Origin of the sequence: Antrihabitans auranticaus, from assembly GCF_016481275.1 — a bacterium.
Taxonomy (GTDB): Bacteria; Actinomycetota; Actinomycetes; order Mycobacteriales; family Mycobacteriaceae; genus Antrihabitans.
Map to the genome: position 1 here is coordinate 131,699 of NZ_JAEMNW010000001.1, position 26,989 is coordinate 158,687.

General features: G+C 66.5%; 1 pseudogene. It reads right to left on the reverse strand.

What is annotated here, in order from left to right:
- Positions 1 to 89: 89 nt before the first annotated feature.
- Positions 90 to 26,624, reverse strand: a pseudogene (locus JGU72_RS31375) (non-ribosomal peptide synthase/polyketide synthase); the annotation flags it as partial.
- Positions 26,625 to 26,989: the final 365 nt, after the last annotated feature.

Here is a 26,989-nt window from a genome sequence, read left to right on the forward strand (position 1 = left end):
TTTGCCGCGTACGGCAGCCACTCGGTCGCCGAATGTGCGGGGGTCACGGTGTTGCCGTTCTTGTGACCGTTCCCGTTCGTAAGACCGTTCGAATGACCACTGCTCGGTTCCGGCGCAGTCGCGGAGAAGAACAACATGCCACCGTCGAATGTGCTCGGCGTGAAGTCGGCCATGATCGACGCCGACGAGGTAAACCCGGCACGGATCCGCTCGAGGTGCGCCGGCGTGATCCCCGTTTCCTGTCCCAGCGAAGCGTTGAACAGCTCGACCGCACGCTCGTATGTCGGCTCGCCGTCGGCTTCCGCCACGTCGACTCCGAGGCCGCGCAGCAGCTCTGCGACCGTCAGTTTCGGAGCCGGACCGCCGTCGGTCTCGACGTAGCTGTCGAGCACCGCGAGCGTGTCGACGTCTGCGCCGCGCTGCCGCAGCTCGACTGCCATCGCCTGCGCGATCACACCGCCGAGCGACCAGCCCATCAGGTTGTACGGGCCCTCCGGCTGCACGCGCCGGATGTGATCGACGTAGTGCGCGGCCAGTTGCTCGATGGACTCGAAGTCCGCTCCGCCACCGATCATCGGCAACTGCACACCGTAGACCGGACGGTCGGAGTCGAGGTGCTGGGTGAGACCCGCATAGCCCCAGGACAATCCGATTCCGGGGTGGATGCAGAACAGCGGTGCCTTCGATCCCGTCGGACGTAGCGGGATGATCACACTGAGCGCTTCGTCGATCGCGGAGCTTGCGACCGATTCCGGACCGGACTCCACGAGATCGGTGATGCGGCGCGCGATTCCGGCCGGTGACGGATCGAGGAACAACAGCTGGAGCGGGATCTCCCGGCCCACTCGGGTCTGCAGTTCGCTGATAACCCGTGTCGCGACGAGCGAGTTGCCGCCGAGGTCGAAGAAGCTGTCGTCGGTGCTGACCCGCTCGATACCGAGAACGGCGGCGAACACGTCGACGACGAGTTCCTCCATCGGCGTTGTCGGCAAACGAAGTTCGGTCGCCTTCGACTCGAATGTCGGTACCGGCAACGCCCTACGGTCGAGTTTGCCGACCGGTGTCAGCGGGATCTCGTCGAGGACGACGATCGCCGCAGGCACCATGTGCGACGGCAGCATCCCGGCAACATGCGATCGCAATTCGAGCACGTCGACCGCTGTGCCCGGCGCCGGCAGCACGTAAGCGACGAGGACCGCGTCACCGGAAGGACCGGTCTGGCCGATGGTCGTCGCGAAACTGATCGCCGGATGGCTTGCGAGGGCCGTGTCGATCTCGCCGAGCTCGATGCGGAAGCCGCGCACCTTGACCTGGAAATCGCTGCGTCCGATGTATTCGAGATTGCCGTCCTTGCGCCACCGCACGATATCGCCGGTCCGGTACATCAGTTCACCGGGTGCACCGAAGGGGTTCGCGATGAAGCGCGTCGAGGTCAGTCCGCTGCGCCGGTGGTAGCCGCGCGCAAGGCCTGGACCGCTGATGTACAGCTCCCCCGCCACGCCGACCGGTACGGGCCGGAGTCGCGTGTCGAGGACGACGTCCTCGAAGCCGCGAGCCGGACGACCGATGTTGACGACCTCGCCGGGGATCATTTCTGCGCTGACGCTCGCCTGAATCGTCGTCTCGGTCGGGCCGTAGCCGTCGTACATCCGGCGGCCGGGCGCGAATCGGGCGACGAGTTCGGCAGGTGCCGCCTCGCCACCGACGATCAAGACCTGGAGGTCGTGCAGTTCCGAGTCGTCGACGGATGCGAGCGCCGTGGGTGTGATGAAGCAGTGCGTAACCCGCTCGGCGCGAAGCAAGTCGGCCAGCGGGTGGCCACCGAACACGTTCGGCGGAACGATGACAACTGCGGCACCGGCCGAGAACGCGATCGTCAGCTCGAACAGCGATGCATCGAAGCTCGGTGACGCGAGGTGCGCCACGCGGGATTCCGGCACGACGTCGAAGTGCTCGTGCTCTTCGGCGAGGAGGTTGGACAGACCGCGATGGGTGACGATGACGCCCTTCGGCTTGCCCGTGGATCCGGACGTGTAGATCAGGTAGGCCGGATGCGAGATCGCAAGCGAGCGTGTGCGATCCGCGTCCGTGACAGCTGCGGGCGAAGCTGCCGCAACGGAAGCCTCGGCGTCCGCGTCGTCGAGTGCGAGCCACGGCACTATCGCCGGCAGCGTCGACTCGTGCTTGCCGAGCGTGATACCCAGCGCTGCACCGGAGTCGGTGAGCATGTGCTCGATCCGGTCCGCAGGATAGGTCGGATCGACCGGGAGGAAGGCCGCGCCGGCCTTCGCCACTGCCCATTCTGCGACGACCGACTCGATCGATCGCGACATCGCAAGAGCCACGAAGGATTCCGGCCCGATGCCGGCCTCGATCAGTACTCGTGCGAGGCGGTTCGACCGCTCGTCGAGTTCGCGGTAGGTCAGCTCGACCTCGCCGTAGACGAGTGCCGTGGCATCAGGGCCCATGGCGACCGCATCGGCGAGGAGCGCCGGGAAGGTCGCCGGTGCGACCGACGGTTCACCACGCGCCGGCGCGAGGGCGGAAACCTCTGCCGCATCGAGCAAGTCGATGTCGCCGACAATCACGCCGGGGTCGGTGGTGACCGCGTCGAGGATGCGGATGAAACGGTCCGCGAAGCCCCTGATGGTTTCCGGCTCGAACAGGTCTGTCGCGAAGTCGATCGCCGCAGCGAAGCCCGCGGGCGAACCTGCCTCGGTGAACTCTTCGGAGACGTTGAACTGCAGGTCGTACTTCGCAACGGGGGCATCGAAACCGACGCCCTCGACGGTCAGTCCGGGCAGCTCCACGCGGGGCAGCTCACTACTCTGGAAGGCGAGGACCACCTGGAACAGTGGTGAATACGCCCCGGAGCGAGCCGGGTTCAGCACCTCGACGAGCCGCTCGAACGGCAGGTCGGCGTGGCCGAATGCGCTGAGGTCGACACCCCGGACGTGCTCGAGCAGTTCGGTGAACGACGATCCGGCGGATACGCGGCTGCGCAGGACCAGCGTGTTGACCAGCATGCCGACCAGGTCGTCGAGCGCTGCGTCTCCGCGGCCCGAGATCGGCGTGCCGACCGCGACGTCGTCGGTGCTGCCGAGCCTGCCGAGCAGTACGGCGAGCACTGCGTGCACGGTCATGAAGACGGTCGAATTGTTTTCGCGGGAAAGCGAAACGACCTTCTCGTGCAGGTCCGCGGGAATCGTGAACCGGACGCGATCACCGGCGAACGTCTGCTGCGCGGGCCGTTGGTGATCGGCCGGCAGCTCGAGGACCTCGGGAAGACCGGTGAGCTGTGCGCGCCAGTACTCGAGCTGCAGCGACGCAAGGCTTTCCGGGTCGTCGGTGCGGCCGAGGGTCTCGTGCTGCCAGAGCGTGTAGTCGGCGTACTGCACCGCGAGCGGTGCCCAGCCTGGCTCGTTGCCTTCGGTGCGTGCCGTGTACGCGGTCATGACATCGATCGCGAGTGGGCCCATCGAGAAGCCGTCGGCGCAGATGTGATGCACCACAAGGGCGAACACGTGCTCGTCAGGTCCGAGTCGGTACAGCGCGGCCCGGACCGGCACGCGCTCGGCGACGTTGAACCCTGTGCTTGCGAGGTCGACGATGGCGGCCTGCAAAGCGGCGGGATCGGCGATCGAGATCGGCTCGAGTTCCGGAACAACCTGCGCCGCAGCGAGGATCCGCTGAGTCGGGTTGCCGTCGACGACCGGGAACCGGGTCCGCAGCGACTCGTGGCGTTCGATGACGTCCCGGACCGCGGTAGCGAGCGCTGCGACATCGAGCGTGCCGGTGAGCCGGATTGCCAGCGGGATGTTGTAGGCGGGCGACTGTGTGTCGAACTGGTTGATGAACCACATGCGCTGCTGCGCAAAGGACACCGGGATCTGCTCCGGACGTTCCACGACGCGAAGTGCGGGTCGTGCGCTGCCGCCCTGGGCGTTGTCGACTGCCGTGGCGAGATCTGCGACGGTCGCACCTTCGAAGACCGTCCGCACCGCGAGGTCGACGCCGAGCGCAGCGTTGATCCGGCCGATGACGCGGGTCGCGGACAACGAGTTGCCGCCCAGTTCGAAGAAGCTGTCGGTGCGACCGACCCGCTCGATGCCGAGTACCGCGGCGAAGACCTGAGCGACGATCTGCTCGGTAGTGGTCCGCGGCGCACGGTAACCCGAAACGCTGCTACCGAACTCGGGCTCGGGCAGCGCCGCGCGGTCGAGCTTGCCGACCGGCGTCAACGGAATCTCGTCGAGTGCGACGATGACCGCCGGCACCATATGGGACGGCAGGTGCGCCGCCAGGTCCGCTGCGAGTCCGTCGCTGTCGATCGAATAGCCGGAGTTCGCGCGAACGTAGGACACGAGCACGGTGTCGCCCGCCGGTCCGGGTCGTCCGAGTGTCACCGCGAACCCGACTGCCGGGTGCGCCATGAGCGCGGCGTCGATCTCGCCGAGTTCGATGCGGAAACCGCGGACCTTCACCTGGAAGTCGCTGCGTCCGATGTACTCGACCGTGAAGCCGTCGTCGGACCTGACCCAGCGGACCACGTCACCGGTGCGGTACATCCGCTCCCCCAACTCGCTGTGCGGGTTGGCGACGAAGCGTCCGGCGGTCAAGCCCGAGCGCTGGTGGTAGCCACGGGCGAGGCCGGGGCCGGCGATGTAGAGCTCACCCGGCACACCGACCGGTACCGGTCGCAGTGCGGAGTCGAGAACCACGGCCGACGTGCCGCGAATCGGGCCGCCGATCATGATCGGCTCGCCGGCGACCATGGGCGCGCTGACGTTGCTCATGATCGTCGTCTCGGTCGGGCCGTAACCGTTGGTCATCGTCCGGCCCGGTGCCCAGCGTGCAACCAACTCGGTCGGGCACGCTTCGCCACCGACGACGACTGTCTGCAGTGTCGCGAGTTCGGCCGGTTCCATGGTCGCAAGCGCTGCGGTTGCGACGAAGGCGTGCGTGACACGTTCGGCCGCAATGAGTTCCGCGAGCTCCGCTCCGCCGTAGATCGTCGGCGGCGCGATGACCATGGTCGCCGCGGAGCCGAACGCGAGCAGATATTCGAAGATCGATCCGTCGAAGCTCGGCGTCGAGAAGTGCAGTGTGCGCGCTGCCGATGTCGCCTCGTAGCGGAGCGCCAGATCACCGACGAAGTTGTCCAGTCCGCTGTGCGTGACGACGACGCCCTTCGGCAGGCCCGTGGAACCCGACGTGTAGATCACGTAGGCGGCGCTGGCCAGGCTGATTCGGCCGATGCGGTCGGCATCGGTGACCGTCTTGCCGGACTTCGCGGCGCATGCGGCCTCGAACTCCGGATCGTCGAGCAGCAACCACGGCACGGAGTCGCCGAGCTTGTCGCGGCTCTCGCCGACGCAGAGACCCAGCGCCGCACCGGAATCGGACAGCATGTGCGCGATCCGGTCGGACGGGTAGCGCGGATCGATCGGCACGAACGCGGCACCGGTCTTGGCGATGGCCCAGACCGACACGATCGACTCGATCGACCGCGACATTCCCAGTGCCACGAACGTTTCCGGTCCTGCGCCGTGTTCGATGAGCACCCGGGCCAGTCGGTTGGAACGCTCGTCGAGGTCGCGGTAGGACATCCGGCGTCCCGAAGACGAGAGCGCAAGTGCCCGTGCGGAATTCGCTGCGGCATCCGAAAGGATCTCGGGCAGCGTCCGGACCGAACCACCGTCGCGGCCGCGGACCGGTGCTAGTGCCGCACGCTCGGTGTCCGACAGCAGGCGAACGTGGGCGAGCGGCTGCTCGGTGTCGGTGACGATGGCGCCCAGTACGCGGGACAACCGTGCACCGATCTCGCAGACGGTCACCTGATCGAGCAGTGCCTCCTGGTACTTCAGCTTGACGTGGAGGCGATCGTCGGCGGAGGCGACCACGGTGAGCGGGTAGTGCGCGGAGTCGGTGCCGTACACGTCGCGGACCTTCATCCCGGCGATGTCGGTCTCCTCGGAGAGTCCCGCACGATCGACCGGGTAGGACTCGAACACGGTGAGCGTGTCGAAGCCGACACCCGGACCGGTCACCCGCTGGATCTGCGGCAGGCTCACGTAGTGATGATCGAGCAGAGCAGCCTGCTCGGACTGAACGCGGTCGAGCAGCGCGCCGAGCGATTCGGCCGGGCGAAGCGTGACGCGGACCGGCAGCGTGTTGATGAAGAGGCCGATCATCGATTCGATGCCCGGCACCTGCGGCGGCCGACCGGAAACCGTGGCACCGAACACGACGTCGTTGCGAGAGGTCAAGGTGCCGAGCACGATTCCCCACGCAGTCTGGACGACCGTGTTCATCGTTATGCCCCGGCCACGGACGATCTCGCGGAGTGCGGACGTCGCCGTCTCGTCGATCGTGATCAGGTGCTCACGGGAGACGTCGTCGTGCTGGCGGCCTGGATCGGCCGGCACCAGAACGGTCGGCTCTTCGACACCCGCGAGGGCGTGCGCCCAAGCGTCGACCGACTCCTGCGCGGACCGCTCGGTGAGCCACGACAGGTAGTCGCGGTAGGACCGGACACGCGGCAGAACCGTGGCATCGCCGTCGGTTGCGTACAGCGTCAGCAGCTCCCGGACCAGTAGCGGCGTCGACCAGCCGTCCAGCAGGATGTGGTGGTTGGTGAGCATGAACCGGTACCGGTCGGCAGCGGTCTTGATCAGCGCCATGCGCAGCAGCGGCGCGGTCGACATGTCGAACCGCGTTGCACGATCGGCGGAGACCAACGCGTCGATCGCGTCGGCGCTGTCTGCGCGATCACTGAGATCTGTTACGGCGTAGGGCAATTCGACGCGGTCGTGGACCACCTGAATCGACTCGCCCTCGGAATCGGACACGAACGAGGTGCGCAGGTTCGGGTGCCGGTCCAGCAGGCTCTGGCCCGCACGGCGCATCCGCTCGGGATCGACTTCGCCCGCGAGTTCGAGGCTCAGCTGCACCATGTAGGAATCGACTGTCTCGTCGGACAAGATCGCGTGGAAGAGCAGTCCGGACTGCAGCGGCGACAGCGGCCAGAGGTCGCTCAGCGTGGGATAGGCCGCTTCGAGACGCTCGATGCCGGCCTGGCCGACATGCACCATCGGGAAGTCGGACGGCGTGAAACCGCCTGCCTCCGAGCTGTTTGCGTAGCTTGCCACTGCGGTGAGCGCGCGGGTCCACAGTCGTGCGAGCTCCCCCACCTGTCCCGCGTTCAGCACGCCGGCCGGGTAGGAGAACGAGGCGCTCAGGCGCGGTCCGTCGCTCGTCGTACGCGTCACCGCGTTGATGTCGAGCACTGTCGCGATCGGCATGTCCGGGTTCTCGGCGTCACCGAAACCACCTGCCGCTGCCGAGGTGTCGATCGGCAGCCAGTCGGCGGTCCGATCGCTGGTTCCCGCGAAACGGCCGAGGTAGTTGAAGCTCACCTGCGGCACGGCGAGCTGCTCGAGCTCACGGGCGGTCTCGGCGTTGAGGTAGCGCAACAGGCCGTAGCCGATGCCGTTGTCCGGAATCGAAAGCAGTTGTTCCTTCACTGCTTTCACCGCTGTGCCGACCGCGACGCCGCCGGCGAACGCGTCCTCGAGGTCGACAGTCGACAGATCGAGGCGCAGTGGATGGATCGTCGTGAACCAGCCGATCGTCCGGCCGAGATCTGCGCCGGGAACGACCCTGTCCTCGCGACCGTGACCTTCGAGGCTGACGAGCGCGGTGCGGTCGCGATTTCCGCGCCACTTGGTGAGGGCCAGCGCCAATGCCGCGAGCAGGCCGTCGTTCACGCTGCCGTGGAACACTTCCGGCACCGCGGTCAGCAGTGCCGCCGTGACGTCGGCGTCGAGTTCGACGTCGACCTTCGCGATCGTGGCGCCGACGTCGACCGTCGGATCGAGCGGCCGTGAACCGATCAGCGGATCGGTACCGCCGACCATTGCGCGCCAGAGTTCCAGCTCCGCAATCCGTTCCGGCGCTGCAGCTGCGTCGACCAGGCCGTGTGCCCAGCGCCGCATCGAGGTGCCGACCGGCGAAAGCTCGGGCGCCGCGCCCGCTGCGATCTGCGACCAGGCGGTCGCGAGTTCGGGCACGATGACCCGCCACGACACACCGTCGATAACTGCGTGGTGCACGACGATCAGAAGTCGCGAGTCGCCCGTGGGTGCCTGCAGCCAGACCAACTGCACCATGACTCCGTGTTCGGGGTCCAAACGTCCCGCCGCAGCGTCCAATTCCACCGACGCGGTCTCGAAGAACTCGGCGTTGTCGACGGCGGCGACCTCGACCTTGGCGATCAGGTCCGCAGCCCGGACCGAGCCGGCGGGCGGTACCGTCATCGACCAACCGTCGACACCGTGCTCGAGACTCGAGCGCAGCATGTCGTGGTGATCCAGAACGGCTTGCACGGTCCGCGCCAAACCTGCTTCGTCGATGCCGTGCGGAAGTTGCAACGCGGCGGACTGCGAGTGCCGGGTGAAGTTCGCACCCCGGGCCAGCAGCCATTCCATGATCGGTGTCAGCGGCAAGTCTCCGGTGCCACCACCTGGCAGTTCTGCCAGCACAACCGCAGCGTCGGATTCGGTTGCCACGGCGACCTCTGCGAGACCACCGACCGTCTTGCGCTCGAACACATCTCGCGGAGTCAGTGCCAGACCCGCGGCCTTGGCGCGGGACACCAACTGGATGGACATGATGCTGTCGCCGCCGAGGCCGAAGAACGAATCGTCGACACCCACCTGGGTGTTCGCGTCCAGTCCGAGAACCTCCACGAAGAGGCGCGCAAGCACCTGCTCCGGATCCGACACCGGTGCACGACCCGATCCGACCAAGACCTCGAAGTCCGGCGCGGGCAACGCCTTCCGGTCCAGTTTGCCGTTCTCGGTGAGGGGCAGTGCGGCGAGCACGACGAGCGCAGACGGCACCATGTACGACGTCAGTTCGCGTCCTGCGAACTCGAGGACGGTCGCACTCTCGAGGGCGACACCCTCCTCGGCCACGACGTAACCGACGATCCGGTCGGAGTTTCCGCCGTCCTTGCGAACGATCGCGATCGATTGCGCGACACCGGGGCACCGCAGGAGCGCGGACTCGATCTCGCCGAGTTCGATGCGGAAGCCGCGAATCTTGACCTGGAAGTCACTGCGGCCGAGGTATTCCAGCTTGCCGTCGGAATTCCAGCGCGCGACGTCACCGGTGCGGTACATCCGCTCGCCCGGTGCGCCCGACGGGTCGGCGACGAAGCGCCCCGCGCACAGTGCCTGCCGGCCGAGGTAGCCGCGCGTCAGTTGCGCTCCCGAGACGTACATCTCGCCCTTGACCCCGATCGGTACCGGGTGCAGGCGCTGGTCGAGTACCGAGACCCGCAGGCCCGGGATCGCGCGACCGATGACGCTTGCTTCCGCGGCTGCCGCGAATTCCTTGGTGAGGCGCAGGTAACTGACGTGCACCGTGGTCTCGGTGATGCCGTACATGTTGACGAGCGTCGGGCTGGCGTCGTCGTGGCGGTCGTACCAGCGGGCGAGCTGGCCGAGATCGAGCGCCTCGCCGCCGAACACGATGTAGCGCAACGCGAGATCGGCGTCGCCGGCGGCACGATCGGCCTCGGCGAGTTGGTAGAACGCGGTCGGCGTCTGGTTGAGGACCGTGACCTTCTCGCGCACGAGCAGTTCGCGGAACGCCTCGGGTGAGCGTGCCGTGTAGTAATCCACGACGACGAGGCGGCCACCGTGCAGGAGCGGTCCCCACAGTTCCCACACCGAGAAGTCGAAGGCGTAGGAGTGGAACATCGTCCAGACGTCGTCGGCACCGAAAGAGAACTGCGCTGCCGTGTTGGCGAACAGCGTGACGACGTTGCGATGGCTGACGAGGACGCCCTTGGGCCGGCCCGTCGATCCGGAGGTGTAGATGACGTAGGCCAGGGAGTCGGGCCGCAGCGGTGCGACGCGGTCGCGATCGGAAATCGCGGCCGGAGACTGCGTCTCGACCTCGAGTCGGTAGTGCGCCGCGTCCATGAGAACGGTCGGCAGGTCGCCGGTATCGAGCGCGGCGAGTTCCGCGGTTGCGGAGATGATGCACACCGGCTTTGCATCGGCGAGCATGAAGGCGAGACGATCCTGCGGGTACATGACGTCGATCGGCAGGTACCCGCCGCCGGCCTTGACGACTGCCAGCAGCGCGACGATCAAGTCGTTCGAGCGCGGCAGAGCAACCGCGACGAGCGAGTCGGGTCCGACACCGAGTGCGATGAGGCGGCGTGCGAGTCGGTTCGTACGCGCATCGAGTTCGGCGTAGGTGAGCGAGAAGTGCTCGGACACAACGGCGATCGACATCGGGGACTGTGCGACCGCGCGTGCGAACAGCTCCGCGAGGTGTGCGGGCTCCACGTCGACGCTCGGCGCGTTCCACTCGGTGAGCATGGCCTGACGCTCGGTGGCGTCGGTGATCTCGATGTCGCCGACCGGTTGCGCCGGATCCGACGTGATCGCGCTCAGGATCCGGAGGAACCTGTCGGCGATGCCGTGCACCGTCGCCGCGTCGAACAGGTCGGTCGCGAACGTCAGCGCCGCATCCATTCCGGCCGGCCGGCCGGCCGCGTCGCGGCGCTCCGACAGCGTCAGCTGGAGATCGAACTTCGAGACTCCGAGTTCGAAATCGACTGCGTCGACGGTCAATCCGGGCAGTTCGAGGTGTGCCTGCTCGTTGTTCTGGAACTCGAGCAAAACCTGGAACAGCGGTGAGTAGGCCGTCGACGACTCGACGTCGAGGACGTCCACGAGGCGTTCGAACGGGAGGTCGGCGCGGCCGAACGCATCCACGTCGGCTTCGCGAGTCGCGTCGAGCAGTTCTGCGAAGGACAGGCCCGGAGCGACATCGGTACGCAGGACGAGGGTGTTCACGAACATGCCGACCAGGTCGTCGAGCGCAGCCTCGCCACGGCCTGCAACGGGTGTACCGATCGCGATGTCGTCCGTCCCCGACAGTCGCGCCAGCAGCACGGACAGCGCCGCATGGGCGACCATGAACTGGGTCGAATTGTGTTCGCGGGCAAGTGCTGCCAAGCCGCTGTGGATTTCGGCGGGTACATCGAACCGGACCACGTCGCCGGCGAACGAGCGACGTGGTGACCGCGCCCGATCGGTCGGGAGCGCAAGCAGTTCCGGAAGTCCCGACAGTGCGGACTTCCACGCCGCTATTTCGCCGCTGATCCGGGAATCCGGATCGTCCTCGGAACCGAGGACCTCGCGTTGCCAGATTGCGAAGTCGGCGTACTGCACCGCCAGCGGCGACCAACCCGGCTCGGCGCCGTTCGATCGTGCGACATAAGCCGTCATGACGTCGCGCGCGAGCGGTGCCATCGAGAAGCCGTCGGCGCAGATGTGGTGGACGACCATCGCGAACACGTGCTCGTCAGCGTCGACGCGGAACAGTGCGGTCCGGAGCGGAACCTCCTGCGTCACATCGAAACCGGTTGTGAGGTGTTCTTCGAGCCGCCCGCGGAGGTCGGCGTCGTCGGCGACCGCGATCGGCTGCAGATCCGGAATCACCTGTGCCGCAGCGACGATCTCCTGGACCGGGCCCTTTCCGAGATCCGGGAAGTAGGTCCGCAGGCTCTCGTGACGCTCGATCACGTCGGCGACCGCCGCCTGCAGCGCAGCGAGATCCAGCGCACCGGTCAGGCGAATGGCGAGCGGGATGTTGTACGCCGGGGAGGTCGTGTCGAACTGGTTCAGGAACCACATCCGCTGCTGGGCGAACGACAGTGGCAGGGGCGCTTCGCGCCTGTGCGCAGTCAGCGAGTCCCTGGACTCTCCAACCGCGCCCGAGCAGTGTGCAGCCAGGCCGCGCACGGTCGGCGACTCGAAGATGCTGCGGACACCGATGTCGGTACCGAGTGCGGCGTTGATGCGTGCAACCAGCCGTGTCGCGCTCAGCGAGTTGCCACCGAGTTCGAAGAAGCTGTCGTCGGCGCCGACCCGGTCGACGCCCAGGACCGCTGCGAAGACGTCGGCGATCGTCCGCTCGACCTTTCCGCTCGGCGCCCGGAAGTCGGCTGCCGAGCGCCCGAACTCGGGTGCCGGCAATGCCTTTCGGTCCAGCTTGCCCGCGGCCGTCAACGGCACGGTGTCGAGGAGCACGACCGCTGCCGGAACCATATGGGAGGGCAGGAATTCCGCGACGTGTGCAACGAGCGCTGCTGCATCGACGTCCGTCGCGCGGACGTAGGAGACCAGGACGGTATCGCCCGCGGGACCCTGCCGGCCGATCGTCGTCGCGAATCCGACTGCGGGATGCGACAGCAACATCGCGTCGATCTCGCCGAGTTCGATTCGGAAGCCGCGGATCTTGACCTAGTGATCGCTGCGACCGAGGTACTCGAGTTCGAATGCGGGACCGTTCTGCCTCGCCGTGGGGGTCCAGCGGACCACGTCACCGGTCCGGTACATCCGCGAACCGGCAGCACCGAACGGGTTGGCAACGAAACGCTCGCCACTCAGGCCGGCGCGATTGCGGTATCCGCGCGCAAGTCCGGGACCGGACACGTACAGCTCACCCGCGACACCGACCGGCACCGGCTGCAACCGGCGATCCAGGACGACGTTCGCGTAGCCGACCGGCGGTGCGCCGATCGTCACCGGAACACCAGCCGTGAGCTCGCCACTCACCGCGGCCACGACAGTGGTCTCGGTCGGGCCGTACGCGTTGAACATCGACCGACCGTGCGCCCACTGCGCGACCAGTTCGGGCGGGCACGCCTCGCCACCGGTGATCACGCATTCCAGGTCGTCGAGGCCGGACGGATCCATGGACGCGAGCGCCGCAGGTGTGATGAACGCGTGCGTCACACGTTGCGCCGCAAGCAGTTCGGTCAGTTCCGCACCGCCGTAGACGGTCGGTGGCGCGATCACCATCGTCGCACCGGACCCGACCGCAAGCATCAGTTCGAGAATCGAGGCGTCGAAGCTGGGTGACGAGAAGTGCAACGTCCGCGATGCGCGGTTGGCACGGAAGCGGATGTGCTGATCGGCTGCGAAGTTGTCCAGGCCCGCGTGCGTGACGATGACGCCCTTGGGCACTCCGGTCGATCCGGAGGTGTAGATGACGTAGGCCGGGTGCGCAACGTCGATCTGCGCCAGCCGATCTGCGTCGCGGACCGCACGGCCGGACTTCGCTTCGTAGGAGCGCGCGAACTCCGCATCATCGATGACAAGCCACGGCACGAGGTCGGCGAACTTGTCACGACTTGCGCCGACGGTGACACCGAAAGCTGCTCCCGAATCGGTGAGCATGTGCTCGATCCGGTCGGCGGGGTAGTTCGGGTCGATCGGCACGAACGCGGCACCCGTCTTGGCGACGGCCCACACTGCGAGGATCGATTCCACCGAACGCGAAATTCCCAGCGCGACGGTAGTTTCCGGTCCTGCACCGTGCTCGATGAGCGTGCGTGCAAGCCGATTCGAGCGGCGGTCCAGGTCGCGGTAGGTGACTTCCTGATCGAGGTAGGAGACGGCCACGGCGTCCGGATCGATCGCCGCCGCGTTGGACAGCACCCGCGGCAAGCTCCGATGCGAGCGGCCACGACGACCGCGAACCGGCGCCAGCTTGCGGCGCTCGGAGTCGGTGAGCAGCTGCAGCCGCACGATCGGCTGATCGATATCGGCAAGCATCGCGTCGATGACGCGGTGGATTCGGCTGCCGATGCCTTCGACGGTTGCCTGGTCGAGGAGGTCCGTCTGGTACTGCAGGGTGACGTGCAGTTGGGTGTCGACAGCGGCGACGACGGTCAGCGGGTAGTGCGTTGCGCTGCCGCCGCGTACGTCGAGCACATTCATGCCGGCGATGTCGACGTGCTCCGACAGGCCTGCCCGATCGACGGGGTAGGACTCGAAGACCGTCAGCGTGTCGAATCCGACAGCCGCACCGGTCGCGCGCTGGATGTCCGGGAGAGCGAGGTAGTGGTGGTCGAGCAATGCGGCCTGCGTCGCCTGCACCGTGTCGAGCAACTCCCCCAGGCTCTGCCGGTAGTCGAGCGTCACCCGTGCGGGCAGCGTGTTGATGAACAGGCCGATCATCGACTCGATACCGGAGATCTGCGGCGGGCGTCCCGACACGGTCGTCCCGAAGACGACGTCGTCGCGAGCTGTCAACGCGCCGAGTACAACTCCCCAGACAGTCTGGACGACCGTGTTGAGCGTGACGCCGCGGCTGCGTGCGAGGTCGCGCAGTGCAGCTGTCTCCAGTTCGCTGAGCGACAGTTCGACATCCGACGAGAAAGCGGCGTAGGTATGTCCACGGTCGACGGGTACCAGCAGGGTCGGCTCGTCGACGCCTGTGAGCGCGTCCTTCCAGGCCTGCTTCGACTCGTCGAGGGAACGCTGCGCGAGCCACGCCAGGTAATCGCGGTAGGGGCGGACACGCGGCAGGACCGACTGGTCGCTGTCGGTGGCGTACAACGTGATGAGCTCACGCAGGATCAGCGGTGTCGACCAGCCGTCGAGCAGAATGTGATGGTTGGTGAGCAACAACCGGTAGCGGCCGGGTGCGGTCTTGATGAGCATCAGGCGCAGCAGCGGCGCCACGCTCATGTCGAAGCGATGTGCGCGGTCCGCGGCGAGCGCCTCGTCGACCGCCGCGGTGACCTCGGCGGGGCTGACCTCGCTGAAGTCCAGCGACGTCCACGGCAACGTGACGTTTTCGTGCACCACTGCCGCAGCGGGACTCGTCGGATCGGCGGGGTCGACGTCGGAGACGAACGCCGTCCGCAGGTTGGCGTGCCGATCGAGCAGGGTCTGGCCGGCGCGGCGGAACCGCTCCGGATCGACGATTCCGCCGAGCTCGACCGTCAGCTGCACGGTGTAGGAGTCGATCGATTCGGTTGCCAGCAGAGCATGGAACAAGAGACCCGACTGCAGCGGCGACAGCGGCAGCAGGTCGCCCAGTTCCGGGTACGCGGTTTCGAGGCGATCGATGCCGTTCTGGCCGACCGGCAGGAGCGCGAAGTCGGACGGTGTGTGGCCACCGGAATCCGCTTGTGCGGCATGCTCGGCGATCGCGGTGAGCGCGTCGCACCAGAGCGCCGCGACCTCCTCGACCTGGGTCGCCGAGAGCACGCCCGCCGGGTAGGTCCACGTTGCGGTCAGCTGCGCACCCGCAGCCGTTTCCTTCGTCACCGCGTTGATGTCGAGTGCCGCAGCCACCGGCATGTGGGCATCGGCAGCGACGTGCAGATCTACGGCGTCGTCGTCGGGCAGCCAGCCGGAGTCGGAGTGCTCGCCGGTCGAGTACCTGCCGAGGTAGTTGAAGCTGACCTGCGGGGTCGCCAATTCGGCGAGAACACCGCGGGTTTCGGCGTTGAGGTAACGCAGCAGGCCGAAGCCGATGCCGTGATCGGGAACCGCCAACAGCTGTTCCTTGGCCGCCTTGACTGCCGCACCGGCAGCGGGACCGCCGGCAAATGCGTCGGCAAGATCGATGCCGGACAAGTCGAGCCTGACCGGATGGATCGACGTGAACCAGCCGACGGTGCGGGTCAGATCGGCACCGGGAACGACGTGGTCTTCGCGGCCGTGGCCCTCGAGGTTGACCAGCGCGGACCCGTTTCGGCGCCACTTCGCCAGCGCCAGTGCGAGCGCCGCCAGCAGGCCGTCGTTGACGCTGCCGTGGAAGGCCTCGGGCACCGTGGTGAGCAGTGCGTCGGTGACCTCGGGGCTGAGCTCGACGCTGACCTTCTCGGTTGTGGCCGCTACGTCGATCTCGGAATCCAGTGCGCGCGAACCGATCAACGGATCCGAACCCGCGAGCGTGCCGGTCCAGAAGTCGAGTTCGCCGGCACGCGAGGCAGACACGGCCTCGTCGGCGAGGCTGTGGGCCCACCGTCGCATCGACGTGCCGACCGGCGCGAGCTGCGGTTCGCCGCCTGCGGTCAGTTGTGCCCAGGCGATTGCAAGGTCGGGCACGAGTATCCGCCAGGACACACCGTCGATCACCATGTGGTGCACAACCATCAGCAGTCGCGAATCGCCCGACGGCGCCTGCAGCCAGACGAGTTGGACCATGGCGCCACGCTGCGGATCGAGGCGATCGTGTGCGTCGTCCAGATGCTGCGTTGCGAGCGCGAAGAATTCGGGGGTGCCCGGTTCGACGTCGACCGCGACGGTGCGAATGGCGTCGCGTGCGTCCACCGATCCGACAGCTCCGACCTCGAAAGCCCAATCGGACTCGTGGCGAATCAACGTGGCGCGCAACATGTCGTGGCGATCCAGTACCGCCTGCAGCGCACCGATCAGACTCTCTTCGTCGATCTGCGCGGGGAGCGTCAGGGCGGTTGCCTGCGCATGGCGGCCGAAGTGCGTGCCGCGCTCGAGCATCCACGCCACGACCGGCGTCAGCGGCACTGCACCTACACCGCCGCCTGGCAGCTCGGCGAGAAGGTCGGCCGCAGCGATCGGAGTCGCCACTTCCGCCAGTCCAGCGACCGTCTTGCGCTCGAAAACGTCACGCGGCGTAAGGAACAGGCCGGCGACCTTTGCTCGCGAGACGAGCTGGATCGACATGATGCTGTCGCCGCCGAGGCCGAAGAAGGAATCGTCGACGCCCACCTCGGTATGCGGATCGAGTCCGAGTACCTCGGCGAACAACCGCGCGAGCAGTGCCTCGGTCTCGGTGGCCGGCTTGCGACCGGATCCCGCGATCACCTGGAAATCAGGTGCGGGGAGCGCCTTTCGGTCCAATTTGCCGGTGGGTGTGAGCGGCATTTCGTCGAGGACGACGAGCGCGGACGGCACCATGTGCGGCGCGAGAACCGATCCGACGAAGCGCAGAACGGCAGCAGTATCGAGGTGCTCACCGACACCCGGAACGACGTAACCGACGAGACGTTCCGCCTTGCCGTCGTCGGCGCGGGCGGCGACGACGGCTCGTTCGACGCCGTCGAACTGCAACAGCGCCGATTCGATCTCGCCGAGTTCGATGCGGAAGCCCCGGACCTTCACCTGGAAGTCACTGCGGCCCAGGTATTCGAGCTCGCCCTCGGCGTTCCAGCGGACGACATCGCCTGTGCGATACATTCTTTCGCCGGTACGGCTGTACGGGTTGGCGACAAACCGGGAACCGGTGACCGCGGGGCGGCGGTGGTAGCCGCGCGCGAGGCCGGAGCCGGTGATGTACAGCTCGCCTGCCACGCCCGCCGGAACCGGGTGCAACCTTCCGTCGAGGACGAGTGCGCCGCAGCCACGTGTCGGTCGCCCGATCGTGACAGGCGTACCGGGAACCATCGGGTCGCTCATGCTCGCGACGACGGTGGCCTCGGTGGGTCCGTACGCGTTGAACATCCGGCGACCGGGGGCCCACTGTGCGACCAACTCGGGCGAGCAGGCGTCGCCGCCTGTCGCCACGCAGCGAACCTGACCGAGTGTGGCCGGATCGACGGACGCCAGCGCCGCGGGCGTGATGAATGCGTGCGTGACGTTCTCGTCCGCCAGCAGTTGCCCAAGCTCCTCGCCGCCGAAGATCGTCGGCGGCGCGATCACCATGCCGGCGCCCGTGCCCACTGCCATGAGCAGCTCGAGGATCGACGCGTCGAAGCTCGGTGACGAGAAGTGCAGCGTCCGCGAATCGGCTGTGACGTCGAAACGTTCGGCCATCTCGGCGGCGAAGTTCGCCAGCCCGTGGTGGGTGACGACCACGCCCTTCGGCTTGCCCGTCGAACCGGATGTGTAGATCAGGTAGGCCGGATCGGCGAGCCGCAGGGGCGAACGAAGCTCGTCGTCGTGCAGTCGCGCTGCGGACGTATCGGACGATGCATCGACCAGCAGCCACGGCACGGTTCCCGGCAGCTTGCCCACATTGGCCGACACGGTCAGGCCCAGTGCGGCACCCGAATCGCTGAGCATGTACTCGATGCGGTCGGCCGGGTAGCTCGGATCGACGGGCAGGAAGGCTGCGCCGGACTTCGCTACCGCCCACACCGAAACGATGGAATCGATCGAGCGCGACATCGCAACCGCAACAAACGTTTCGGGACCCACGCCGCGACCGATCAAGGCGCGCGCCAGCCGGTTCGAACGCTCGTCGAGCTCGCGATAACTGACGACCCGGCCATCGTAGGACAGCGCCATGGCGTCGGGATCGACCTCGACCGCGCGTGCGAGTAGTCCCGGCAACGTCAGGGGCGCCGTGTTCGGATCACCGAGAACCGGTGCCAGCGAGCGGATTTCAGCGTCCTCGAGAATGTCGATGTCGCCGACGACGCGCGCGGAATCGGTGCTGACCGCGTCGAGGATCCGGATGAAGCGAGCTGCGAACGCCTGCACCGTCGACTCGTCGAAGATGTCCGTGGCGAACGTGAATCTGGCGCCCACGCCCGCGGGGGCACCGTCCGCGTCGAATTCCTCGCCGAGCGTGAGCTGCAGGTCGAAGTTCGCGGAACCGGATTCGAGCTCGAAAGGAGCAACGGACAGACCCGGAAGTTCGAGGGTCGGCCTTGCGATGTCCTGGAACTCGAGCATGACCTGGAACAGCGGCGAATATGCCGTCGAACGTTCCGGATTCAGCACCTCGACGAGCCGCTCGAACGGCACATCAGAGTTCGCGTATGCCCGCAGATCCGTTTCGCGGACGCGGCCGAGGAGGTCGGCGAAGGAGGAGCTCGCCGAAATCTCGGTCCGCAGTACGAGCGTGTTGACGAACATGCCCACCAGATCATCGACCGCGCGCTCACCGCGACCGGACACCGGTGTGCCGATGGTGACATCGTCTGTGTCGCCTAGTCTGGCGAGCAGGACGGCGAGCGCGGCGTGCATCGTCATGAACACGCTGGAGCTATGCTCGCGGGCCAATTGCACAACCCTGCGGTGCAATTCGGCGTCGATGGTGAAGCCGACCTTCTCGCCACGCCCTGTGCGCCGTGTCGGCCGCGGCCGGTCGAGCGGCAGTTGCAGCAGGTCGGGTGCTCCGGCGAGGGCGCTACGCCAGAAGTCGATCTGGGTCGCGGCGAGCGACTGCGGATCGTCCTCGGAACCGAGCAGCGACCGCTGCCACTGCGCGAAGTCCGCGTACTGCACCTCGAGCGGTGTCCAGTGCGGTTCGAGGTGCTCGACCCGGCTGCTGTAGGCGATCATCACGTCGCGTACCAGTGGACCCATCGAGAATCCGTCGGCCGAAATATGGTGCACCACAACGACCAGCACGTGCTCGGTCGGGCTGGTTTCGAAAAGCGCGAGCCGCGTCGGAACCGCAGTAGCCACGTCGAATCCCGTGGTGGCGACGCGAGTGACTGCGGTATGCAGCTCGGCCGCGCTTGCCACGGGATTCGACGTCAGGTCGTGGCGTACCTCGTGAGCGGCCACGACCTGCTGTGTGGGTTCGTTGCCCACCATCGGGAACTTCGTCCGGAGTGATTCGTGCCGTTCGAGCACATCGTCGACGGCAGCCTGGAGGGCAGCTTGATCGAGGTCGCCACCGAGGCGAACTGCGATCGCGACGTTGTAGGCCGCAGACGACGTGTCGTACTGGTTGATGAACCACATGCGGCGCTGTGCGAACGAGACCGGAATCGGGTCGGGACGCGTCGTCGCGCAAAGCACTGGACGATCGGAGGTCGAAGCCGCGGCAGCGCGCTCGGCAAGACCAGCGACAGTGGGTGCGTCGAAGACGTCGCGAACGCTGATCTGGGTGCGTAACGACGTCGTCGCCCGTGCGGCCAACCGTGTTGCGACGAGCGAGTTTCCGCCGAGTTCGAAGAAATCGTCGTGCACGCCGACTCGTGCCACACCGAGCAGATCTGCGAAGACCGCGACGAGAACTTCCTCGACCGGCGACTGTGCGGCGACGAACTCCGTTGTCGCGACATCGAACACGGGGGCAGGCAGAGCCTTGCGATCGAGCTTGCCACTGGCGTTGAGCGGGAACTCGTCGAGCACGATCAGCTGTGCCGGAACCATGTAGGCCGGCAGCGTGGTTGCGATCGCAGCCTTGAGCTCAGCGGTATCGACCGTTGCATGTGCCTGCGGCACAACGTAACCGACGAGGGCAGGGCCGGTCGCGGGGTCGTTGTGCACGACGACGACGGACTGCGCGACAGCGGAATCTTCGAGCAGCGCTAGTTCGATCTCGGGCAACTCGATGCGCAGGCCGCGGACCTTGACCTGGAAGTCCGTGCGGCCGATGTATTCGAGATTGCCGGTGCCTTGCCAGCGCACCAGGTCGCCGGTGCGATACATGCGAGCACCGTTCTCGCCGTACGGGTTTGCGACGAACCGGTCGGCCGTCAGAGCGGCCCGGCCGACGTAGCCGCGAGCCAGCTGCGTACCGGCGAGGTACAGCTCGCCCGCCATTCCGACCGGGACGGGGCGCAGGAGTTCGTCGAGCACGAACAGCTGGGTGTTCCAGACCGGCGCACCGATCGGCACGACTGCCTCGTCCGCCGCCGTGCATTCCCAGTAGGTGACGTCGACCGACGCCTCCGTCGGGCCGTAGAGGTTGTGCAACTCGGCTGTGGTGATCGCACGCAGCGCGGCCGCAGTCGCCGGCGGCAACGCCTCGCCGCTGCAGAAGACCAGGCGCAGGGAACCGCATTGCTCGGGTGCCGCGCCCGCCGTGAAGGCGGACAGCATCGACGGCACGAAGTGCATGACCGTGACGCCGTAATCGGCGATGAGCTGTGACAGGTATACCGGGTCGCGGTGCCCGTCAGGCGCCGCGATGACCAGCTTGGAGCCACACTGCAAGGGCCAGAAGAACTCCCAGACCGAGACGTCGAACGTGGCCGGGGTCTTCTGCAACACCACGTCGGCTGCGCCGATGCCGTACTTGCCCTGCATCCAGAGCAGACGGTTCACGATGCCGCCGTGTGTGACCGCAACGCCCTTCGGCCGGCCCGTCGAGCCCGAGGTGTAGATGACGTATGCCGTATTGGACGAGCGCAGCTCCACACCGGTGATCGGCGCGGAACTCTGGACCGGCTCGAGGGCGTCGATCTCCAGAACCGGCACAGCTACGTCGCCGATCGCCTCGTGGTCACGCGTCGTCGTCAGCACGCAGACAGGCTGCGCACTTTCGAGCACGTACGCGTTGCGCGCCGCGGGGTGGTCGGGATCGATCGGGACGTAGGCGCCGCCGGCCTTGACGATCGCGTACATACCGATCAGCAGGTCGAAGGAGCGCCGCATTGCGAGGCCGACGAGCTGATCGGGACCGACTCCCATCGAGATCAGCTGGCGGGCAAGCTGGTTCGACCGGGCGTCGAATTCTGCGTAGGTCAGTTCGGCACCGTCGAACACCAGAGCTGTGGCGTCCGGGGTGGCCTGCACCTGGGCCGCGAAGAGATCGACGAGTGTGGTGTCCGGAACCTCGTGCGCCGTCGAATTCCACTCTTCGAGAACGAGTGTGCGCTCGTCGCCGCCGAGCAGATCGATGTCGCCGAGCCGGACTGCGGTGTCCGCGGTGATCACTTCGAGCACTCGCACGAACCGCGAGGCGAAGGCCGCGACGGTTGCCGCATCGAACAGTTCGGTGGCGTAAGTGAATTCGGCCGTCAGGCAACCCGAGCCATCCGTGGCCTCCGAGATGCCCAGCTCCAGATCGAACTTCGCCGTCCCGTTCGTCAGCGGATCGATCTCGACCTGCAGACCAGGCAGTTGCAGCGTTGCCTGCGCGAAGTTTCGCAGTACGAGCATCACCTGGAACAGCGGACTGTAAGACCGTGATCGGGGCACGTCGAGGGCGTCCACCAACCGGTCGAACGGCACCTCGGTGTTGCCGAAGGCAGCGAGGTCCGTCACGCGTGCGTCGGCAAGGAGCTTCTCGAACGGCAACGTGTTCTCGGCCTGCGTCCGCAGGACGACCGTGTTGACGAACATGCCGACCATGTCGTCGAGCGCGGCTTCACCGCGACCGGCGACCGGCGTTCCGATTGCGATGTCCGATGTGCCGCTCAGTCGGGACAGCAATGCCGCGAGGCTCGCGTGCAGCACCATGAACAGGCTGGCATCGTGGCGGTCCGCCACGCAGAGCAGCTTGCGATGTAGGTCGGCGTCGATCGAGAACGATTCGACTGCGCCGCGCATCGTCTGGCGTGCCGGGCGCGGCCGATCCGCCGGCAGTTCGAGAAGCTCGGGCAGTCCGGCGAGAGCGCCTTGCCAGTACGAGACCTGGCGGCTCAGCAGGCTGCCCGAATCGTCGGCCGTGCCGAGGAGTTCACGCTGCCACAGCGTGTAGTCCGCATACTGCACGGCGAGCGGGGTCCACGAGGGCGCCTGACCGGCAAGTCGCGCCGTGTACGCCGCCATGACGTCGCGAGCGAGCGGCACCATCGAGAAGCCGTCTGCCGCAATGTGATGCACCACGAGCGCAAGCACGTGGTCGGTCGCGCTGACGCGCAGCAGCGCCGCCTTCAACGAGGTTTCCTGCGTGACGGCGAACCCGGCCGCTGCGATGTCGGCAAGACGGTCTGCGAGTTCGGCTTCGGGTACGTCGATCGGGGTCAGGTTCGGAAGTGCGTCGCCGACCGGGAGCACAACCTGGAGCGGTCCGCTGCCGGATTCCGGGAACACGGTCCGCAGGCTTTCATGGCGGGAGACGACATCGCCGACCGCCGCCGTGAGGGCTGCGACATCGAGCCTGCCGACGAGCCGGACCGCGACGGGAATGTTGTACGCCGCCGAATCGGCCTCGAGCTGGTTCAGGAACCACAGGCGTTGCTGAGCAAGCGAAATCGGTACTTCGGTGGGCCGCGGTCGCGCGGCCAGCGCAGGTCGAGCGGACGCTCGCGGTCCACGGCTCGTGACCCGGGCCGCGAGCGTCCGCACTGTCGGTGCCTCGAACAGGTCGAGAACACCGATTTCGGCACCGAGCGCGGCATTGACGCGCGCGGTGACACGAGTGGCAACAAGTGAGTTGCCACCCAAATCGAAGAAGCTGTCGTCCAGGCCGACTCGCTCCGTATCCAGAACCGCCGCGAACACGTCGGCGATCGCGAGCTCGGCAGCCGTTTCCGGTGCCGTGTAGTCGCCGGACCGGCGATCGAAACTCGGTTCCGGCAGTGCCGAGCGGTCGAGCTTGCCGGCACCGGTCAGCGGAATCTCGTCGAGGAGGACGATGGCCGCGGGAATCATGTGCGCCGGCAGGCGGTGCGCCGCATGGTCGATCAGGTCTTGTTGTGTCAGCCCCGAATTCGTGGCCCGAACGTACGCGACGAGTACCGTCTCACCCGATTCACGGGTGTGGCCCGCGGTAACCGCGAAGTCGATGCCCGGATGAGCCAGCAGCGTGGCGTCGATCTCGCCAAGTTCGATCCGGAAACCCCGAATCTTGACCTGCTGATCGGACCGGCCGAGGTATTCGAGGTCGCCGGCCTCGTTCCAGCGCACCACGTCTCCGGTCCGGTACATCCGGGATCCCGCAGGCCCGTAGCCGCCGGCGATGAAGCGCTGGGCGGTCAGTCCGGCCCGGTTCCGGTAACCGCGCGCGAGTCCGTCGCCGGTTACATACAGCTCACCGGGGACGCCGGCGGGAACGGGCTGCAGGCGCCGATCGAGTACGACCAGCCCGTAACCCATCGGCGGCACGCCGATCGGCACACCCTCGCCAGTCTGCAGTGCGCCGCTCAAGGCCGCGACGACGGTCGTCTCGGTGGGTCCGTACGCGTTGAACATCGCTCGGCCCGGCGCCCAGTTCTGGACCAACTCGGGCGAGCAGGCCTCGCCGCCCGTGACGACGCAGACGAGGTCGTCCAAGCCCGTGGGATCCACGGACGCTAGAGCCGCGGGCGTCACGAACGCATGCGTCACACGCTGCGTTGCGAGCACATTCGCAAGTTCGGTACCGCCGAACACGGTCGTCGGGGCGATCACCATGGTCGCGCCCGCGCCGACAGCGAGCATCAATTCGAGGATCGATGCATCGAAGCTCGGTGACGAGAAGTGCAGGGTGCGAGACTCCGCTGTGACCGAGTAGCGGTCACGTTCCTCGGTGCACAGGTTCGCGAGGCCCGCATGGGTGACGACCACGCCCTTCGGCGTGCCGGTCGACCCCGAGGTGTAGATGACGTAGGCGGGATGATCGACCCGCAGCGCAACCCTGCGCTCGCTGTCCACTATCGCTGCAGGCGAGGCCGAGTCGATGTCGTCGCGGGTCGCGGGGTCGTCGATGACGAGCCACTCGACGCGGTCGAGGAGCGAACCCGCGCAGTCGGTTGTCGTGATACCCAGCGCGGCACCCGAATCGGTGAGCATGTGCTCGATGCGGTCGGCCGGATACTTCGGGTCGACCGGCACGAAGGCCGCGCCCGTCTTGGCGACCGCCCACACCGCCAGAACGGATTCGATGGAACGCGGCAAGGCCAGCGCAACAACGGATTCTGGGCCGACACCACGTCCGATGAGGATGCGGGCCAACCGGCTGGAACGCTCGTCCAGCTCGCCGTAGGTCATCGTGCGGTCGCCGAGGACGAGCGCGCAACGCTGGGGGTCCGCCGCTGCTGCCGACAGAATCTGCGGCAAGGTCTGCGCGACCGCACCGAGGCGGCCGACACGCGGGACCAACGCGACATGTTCTGCGGCCTCGAGAATGTCGACGTCGCCGACCGGAATCGACGGATCCGCAACGAAGGTCTCGAGCAGGCGCCGCAACCGCGTGGCGTAGCCGTCGACGGTGGCAGATTCGAACAGGTCGGTCGCAAAGGCGACGCGGGTGTAGATGCCCTCGGCGGAAACCCCGGAACCGAAGTCTTCCCAGACGGTTACCCGGAGGTCGACGGCTGTGTCGAACTCTTCGGCGGGCTCGCGTTCGAGTAGCACCTGGAACGGCGGTTCGTTGTCCGCCGGTCGGGGCAGGTCGAGTTCGGCAACCAGGCGGCGCAGCGGAATGTCCGCGTGTTCGTACGCGATGCTGTCCCGTTCGTGAATGCGGGCGAATACCTCGACGAAAGATTCCGCCATGTCGATGCGACTGCGCAAGGCGACGAAGTTGGCGTCGGGGCCGCTGCCCACAGGCGTGCCGATCACTACGTCGTCCGTGTCACCCAGCCTGCACAGCAACACCGCGAGCGCGGCGTGGATCGCGGTGAAGACATCGGAGTCGAGGCTTTCGGCAACTCGGACCAGCTGACGATGGACATCGGCGCGAAGCTGGACGTCCACCTTGTCGAGCCGGCCGGAGCCGTGGAGCGGGCGCTGCCTGATGTTCGGGAGGTCGAGGATCGCCGGTGCGCCGTCGAGCTCGCTGCGCCAGAATTCCAGCTGCTTCGACAGCTTCGCCAACTCTGCGCCGGCACCGGCACTTTCGTCGTGCACGCTGGAAACGAGATCCTGCTCCGAAGCGTTGGTGAAATCCGCAACGAGCTCGACGAAGCGGCGGTGGTGCTCGTGCAGCTCGCGATCACCGTAGCGGTTCGGGTTCGAACGGAAGTCGACGAACGTCTTCGCGGGTGAGCCGCTCTGATAGATGTTGACCAGCAGGTCTTCGACGGGCCCCGAGGTGATGATATGGAATTCACCGACGATGGGACCGAGTTGCAGGGCCTGGCGGAACAGCATCACGTTGACCATCGGTGCGGCGAACCGGGTGGGGTCGCCACCTGCGTCGCGACGGATGTCTTCGAGGCTGTAACTCTGGTGCCGCAATGCACCCATGAGTTCGAGCTGGACTCGCCCGACCAGGTCAGCGACCGTATCACTCGGCAGCACACTGATTCGCAGTGGCGCGACATTGACGAACATGCCGCCGGACCGGCGCAGCTGCATCGTCCGCCGGCCCGAGACCGGCATCTGAATGAGCACGTCTTCGCGTCCCGTCATGCGGGACAGATACGTCGCGAACGCTGCGATCAATACTGCCGGGCCCGCGCCACGTGAGCGCTGGTCGGCTTCGTTCAACTGCGCCATCACCTCGGCTGGCAGCGGCGCGCTTTCGAGCTTGCTGCGAGCGGCAACTCCTGCGTTGGTCTGACTGAGGGTCGAGCCGTGGTTGTGCGAATTCGCGCGCTCGGCCCAGTACTGGCCGTCGTCGACGAATCGGCTCGAAGACCGGTACTTGAGGTCTGCCTCCGAAAGTGCCCGCAGGTCGACTGCGGTATTCGGGCCGGCATCGGTCCCTTCGAGTGCCGCGGTGTAGAGGGCGGCAATGCGGTTGACCATGGTCATGGCGCCGTAGCCGTCGAGGGCGACGTGGTGAATTCGGCTGTACCACAAATGATGTCGATCGGCCAGCCGGAGAATGTACATCTCGACGAGACGGCGGCCGGACAGGCTGATGGGCTCGGCGATATCCGCGTTCATCCACTCCAGGGCGGCAGCGGCAGGATCCTGCTCTGCACCGAAGTCGACGATCGGAATCGATCGGTCGAGGCTGTGATCGATGAACTGATAGGGCTCGCCATCGATTTCGATGAGCTGCAGGAATGGCGACTGAAACTCTTCGCCGGCCTGTACGGCCATCTCACGAAGCAGATCGATGTGCAGTTCCCCCTGCAGTTCGACGTACTGCGCGATGACGATCGGGACGTCGGGTGTCAGTTGCTGGGCAAACCACACTGCCCGCTGACTTGCCGAAAGCGCGAACGCACCCTCTGGAATGACGACGCCGTCGGACTCACTGCCTTCACACTTATCCGGACTTGTCGAAACCACGAGACTCCAGCCACCTGTCATTGGTCGGGCTGCTGCGCGAATCACTTCGCCGGCAACCACGAGCGCGGTAATCCAAATACGCCTGCATAGCTGAACCACAGCATTGGCTCAGCTGACCTCCAATTGACGATTCGGAGCCATGCGCACGTTTGGATGGGCAATTCTTTGTGCTTTTTCGAAGCAGTCTCGATGCCCGAAATCTCGCGTTCTAACATACGTTAAGTTTTCTTTTCGCTACTTCGATGGACTCCAGGCAGGTGAATTGCACCCCTGCGACCTGGGGTTTTGCGGGAGCATTGGGTCACCTCAGCCGTTTGATAACCGAATGATCTCTTCTTGATCACGATGGCGTCACCGTACTCATCCACCTACTGAGTGGCTCCGAA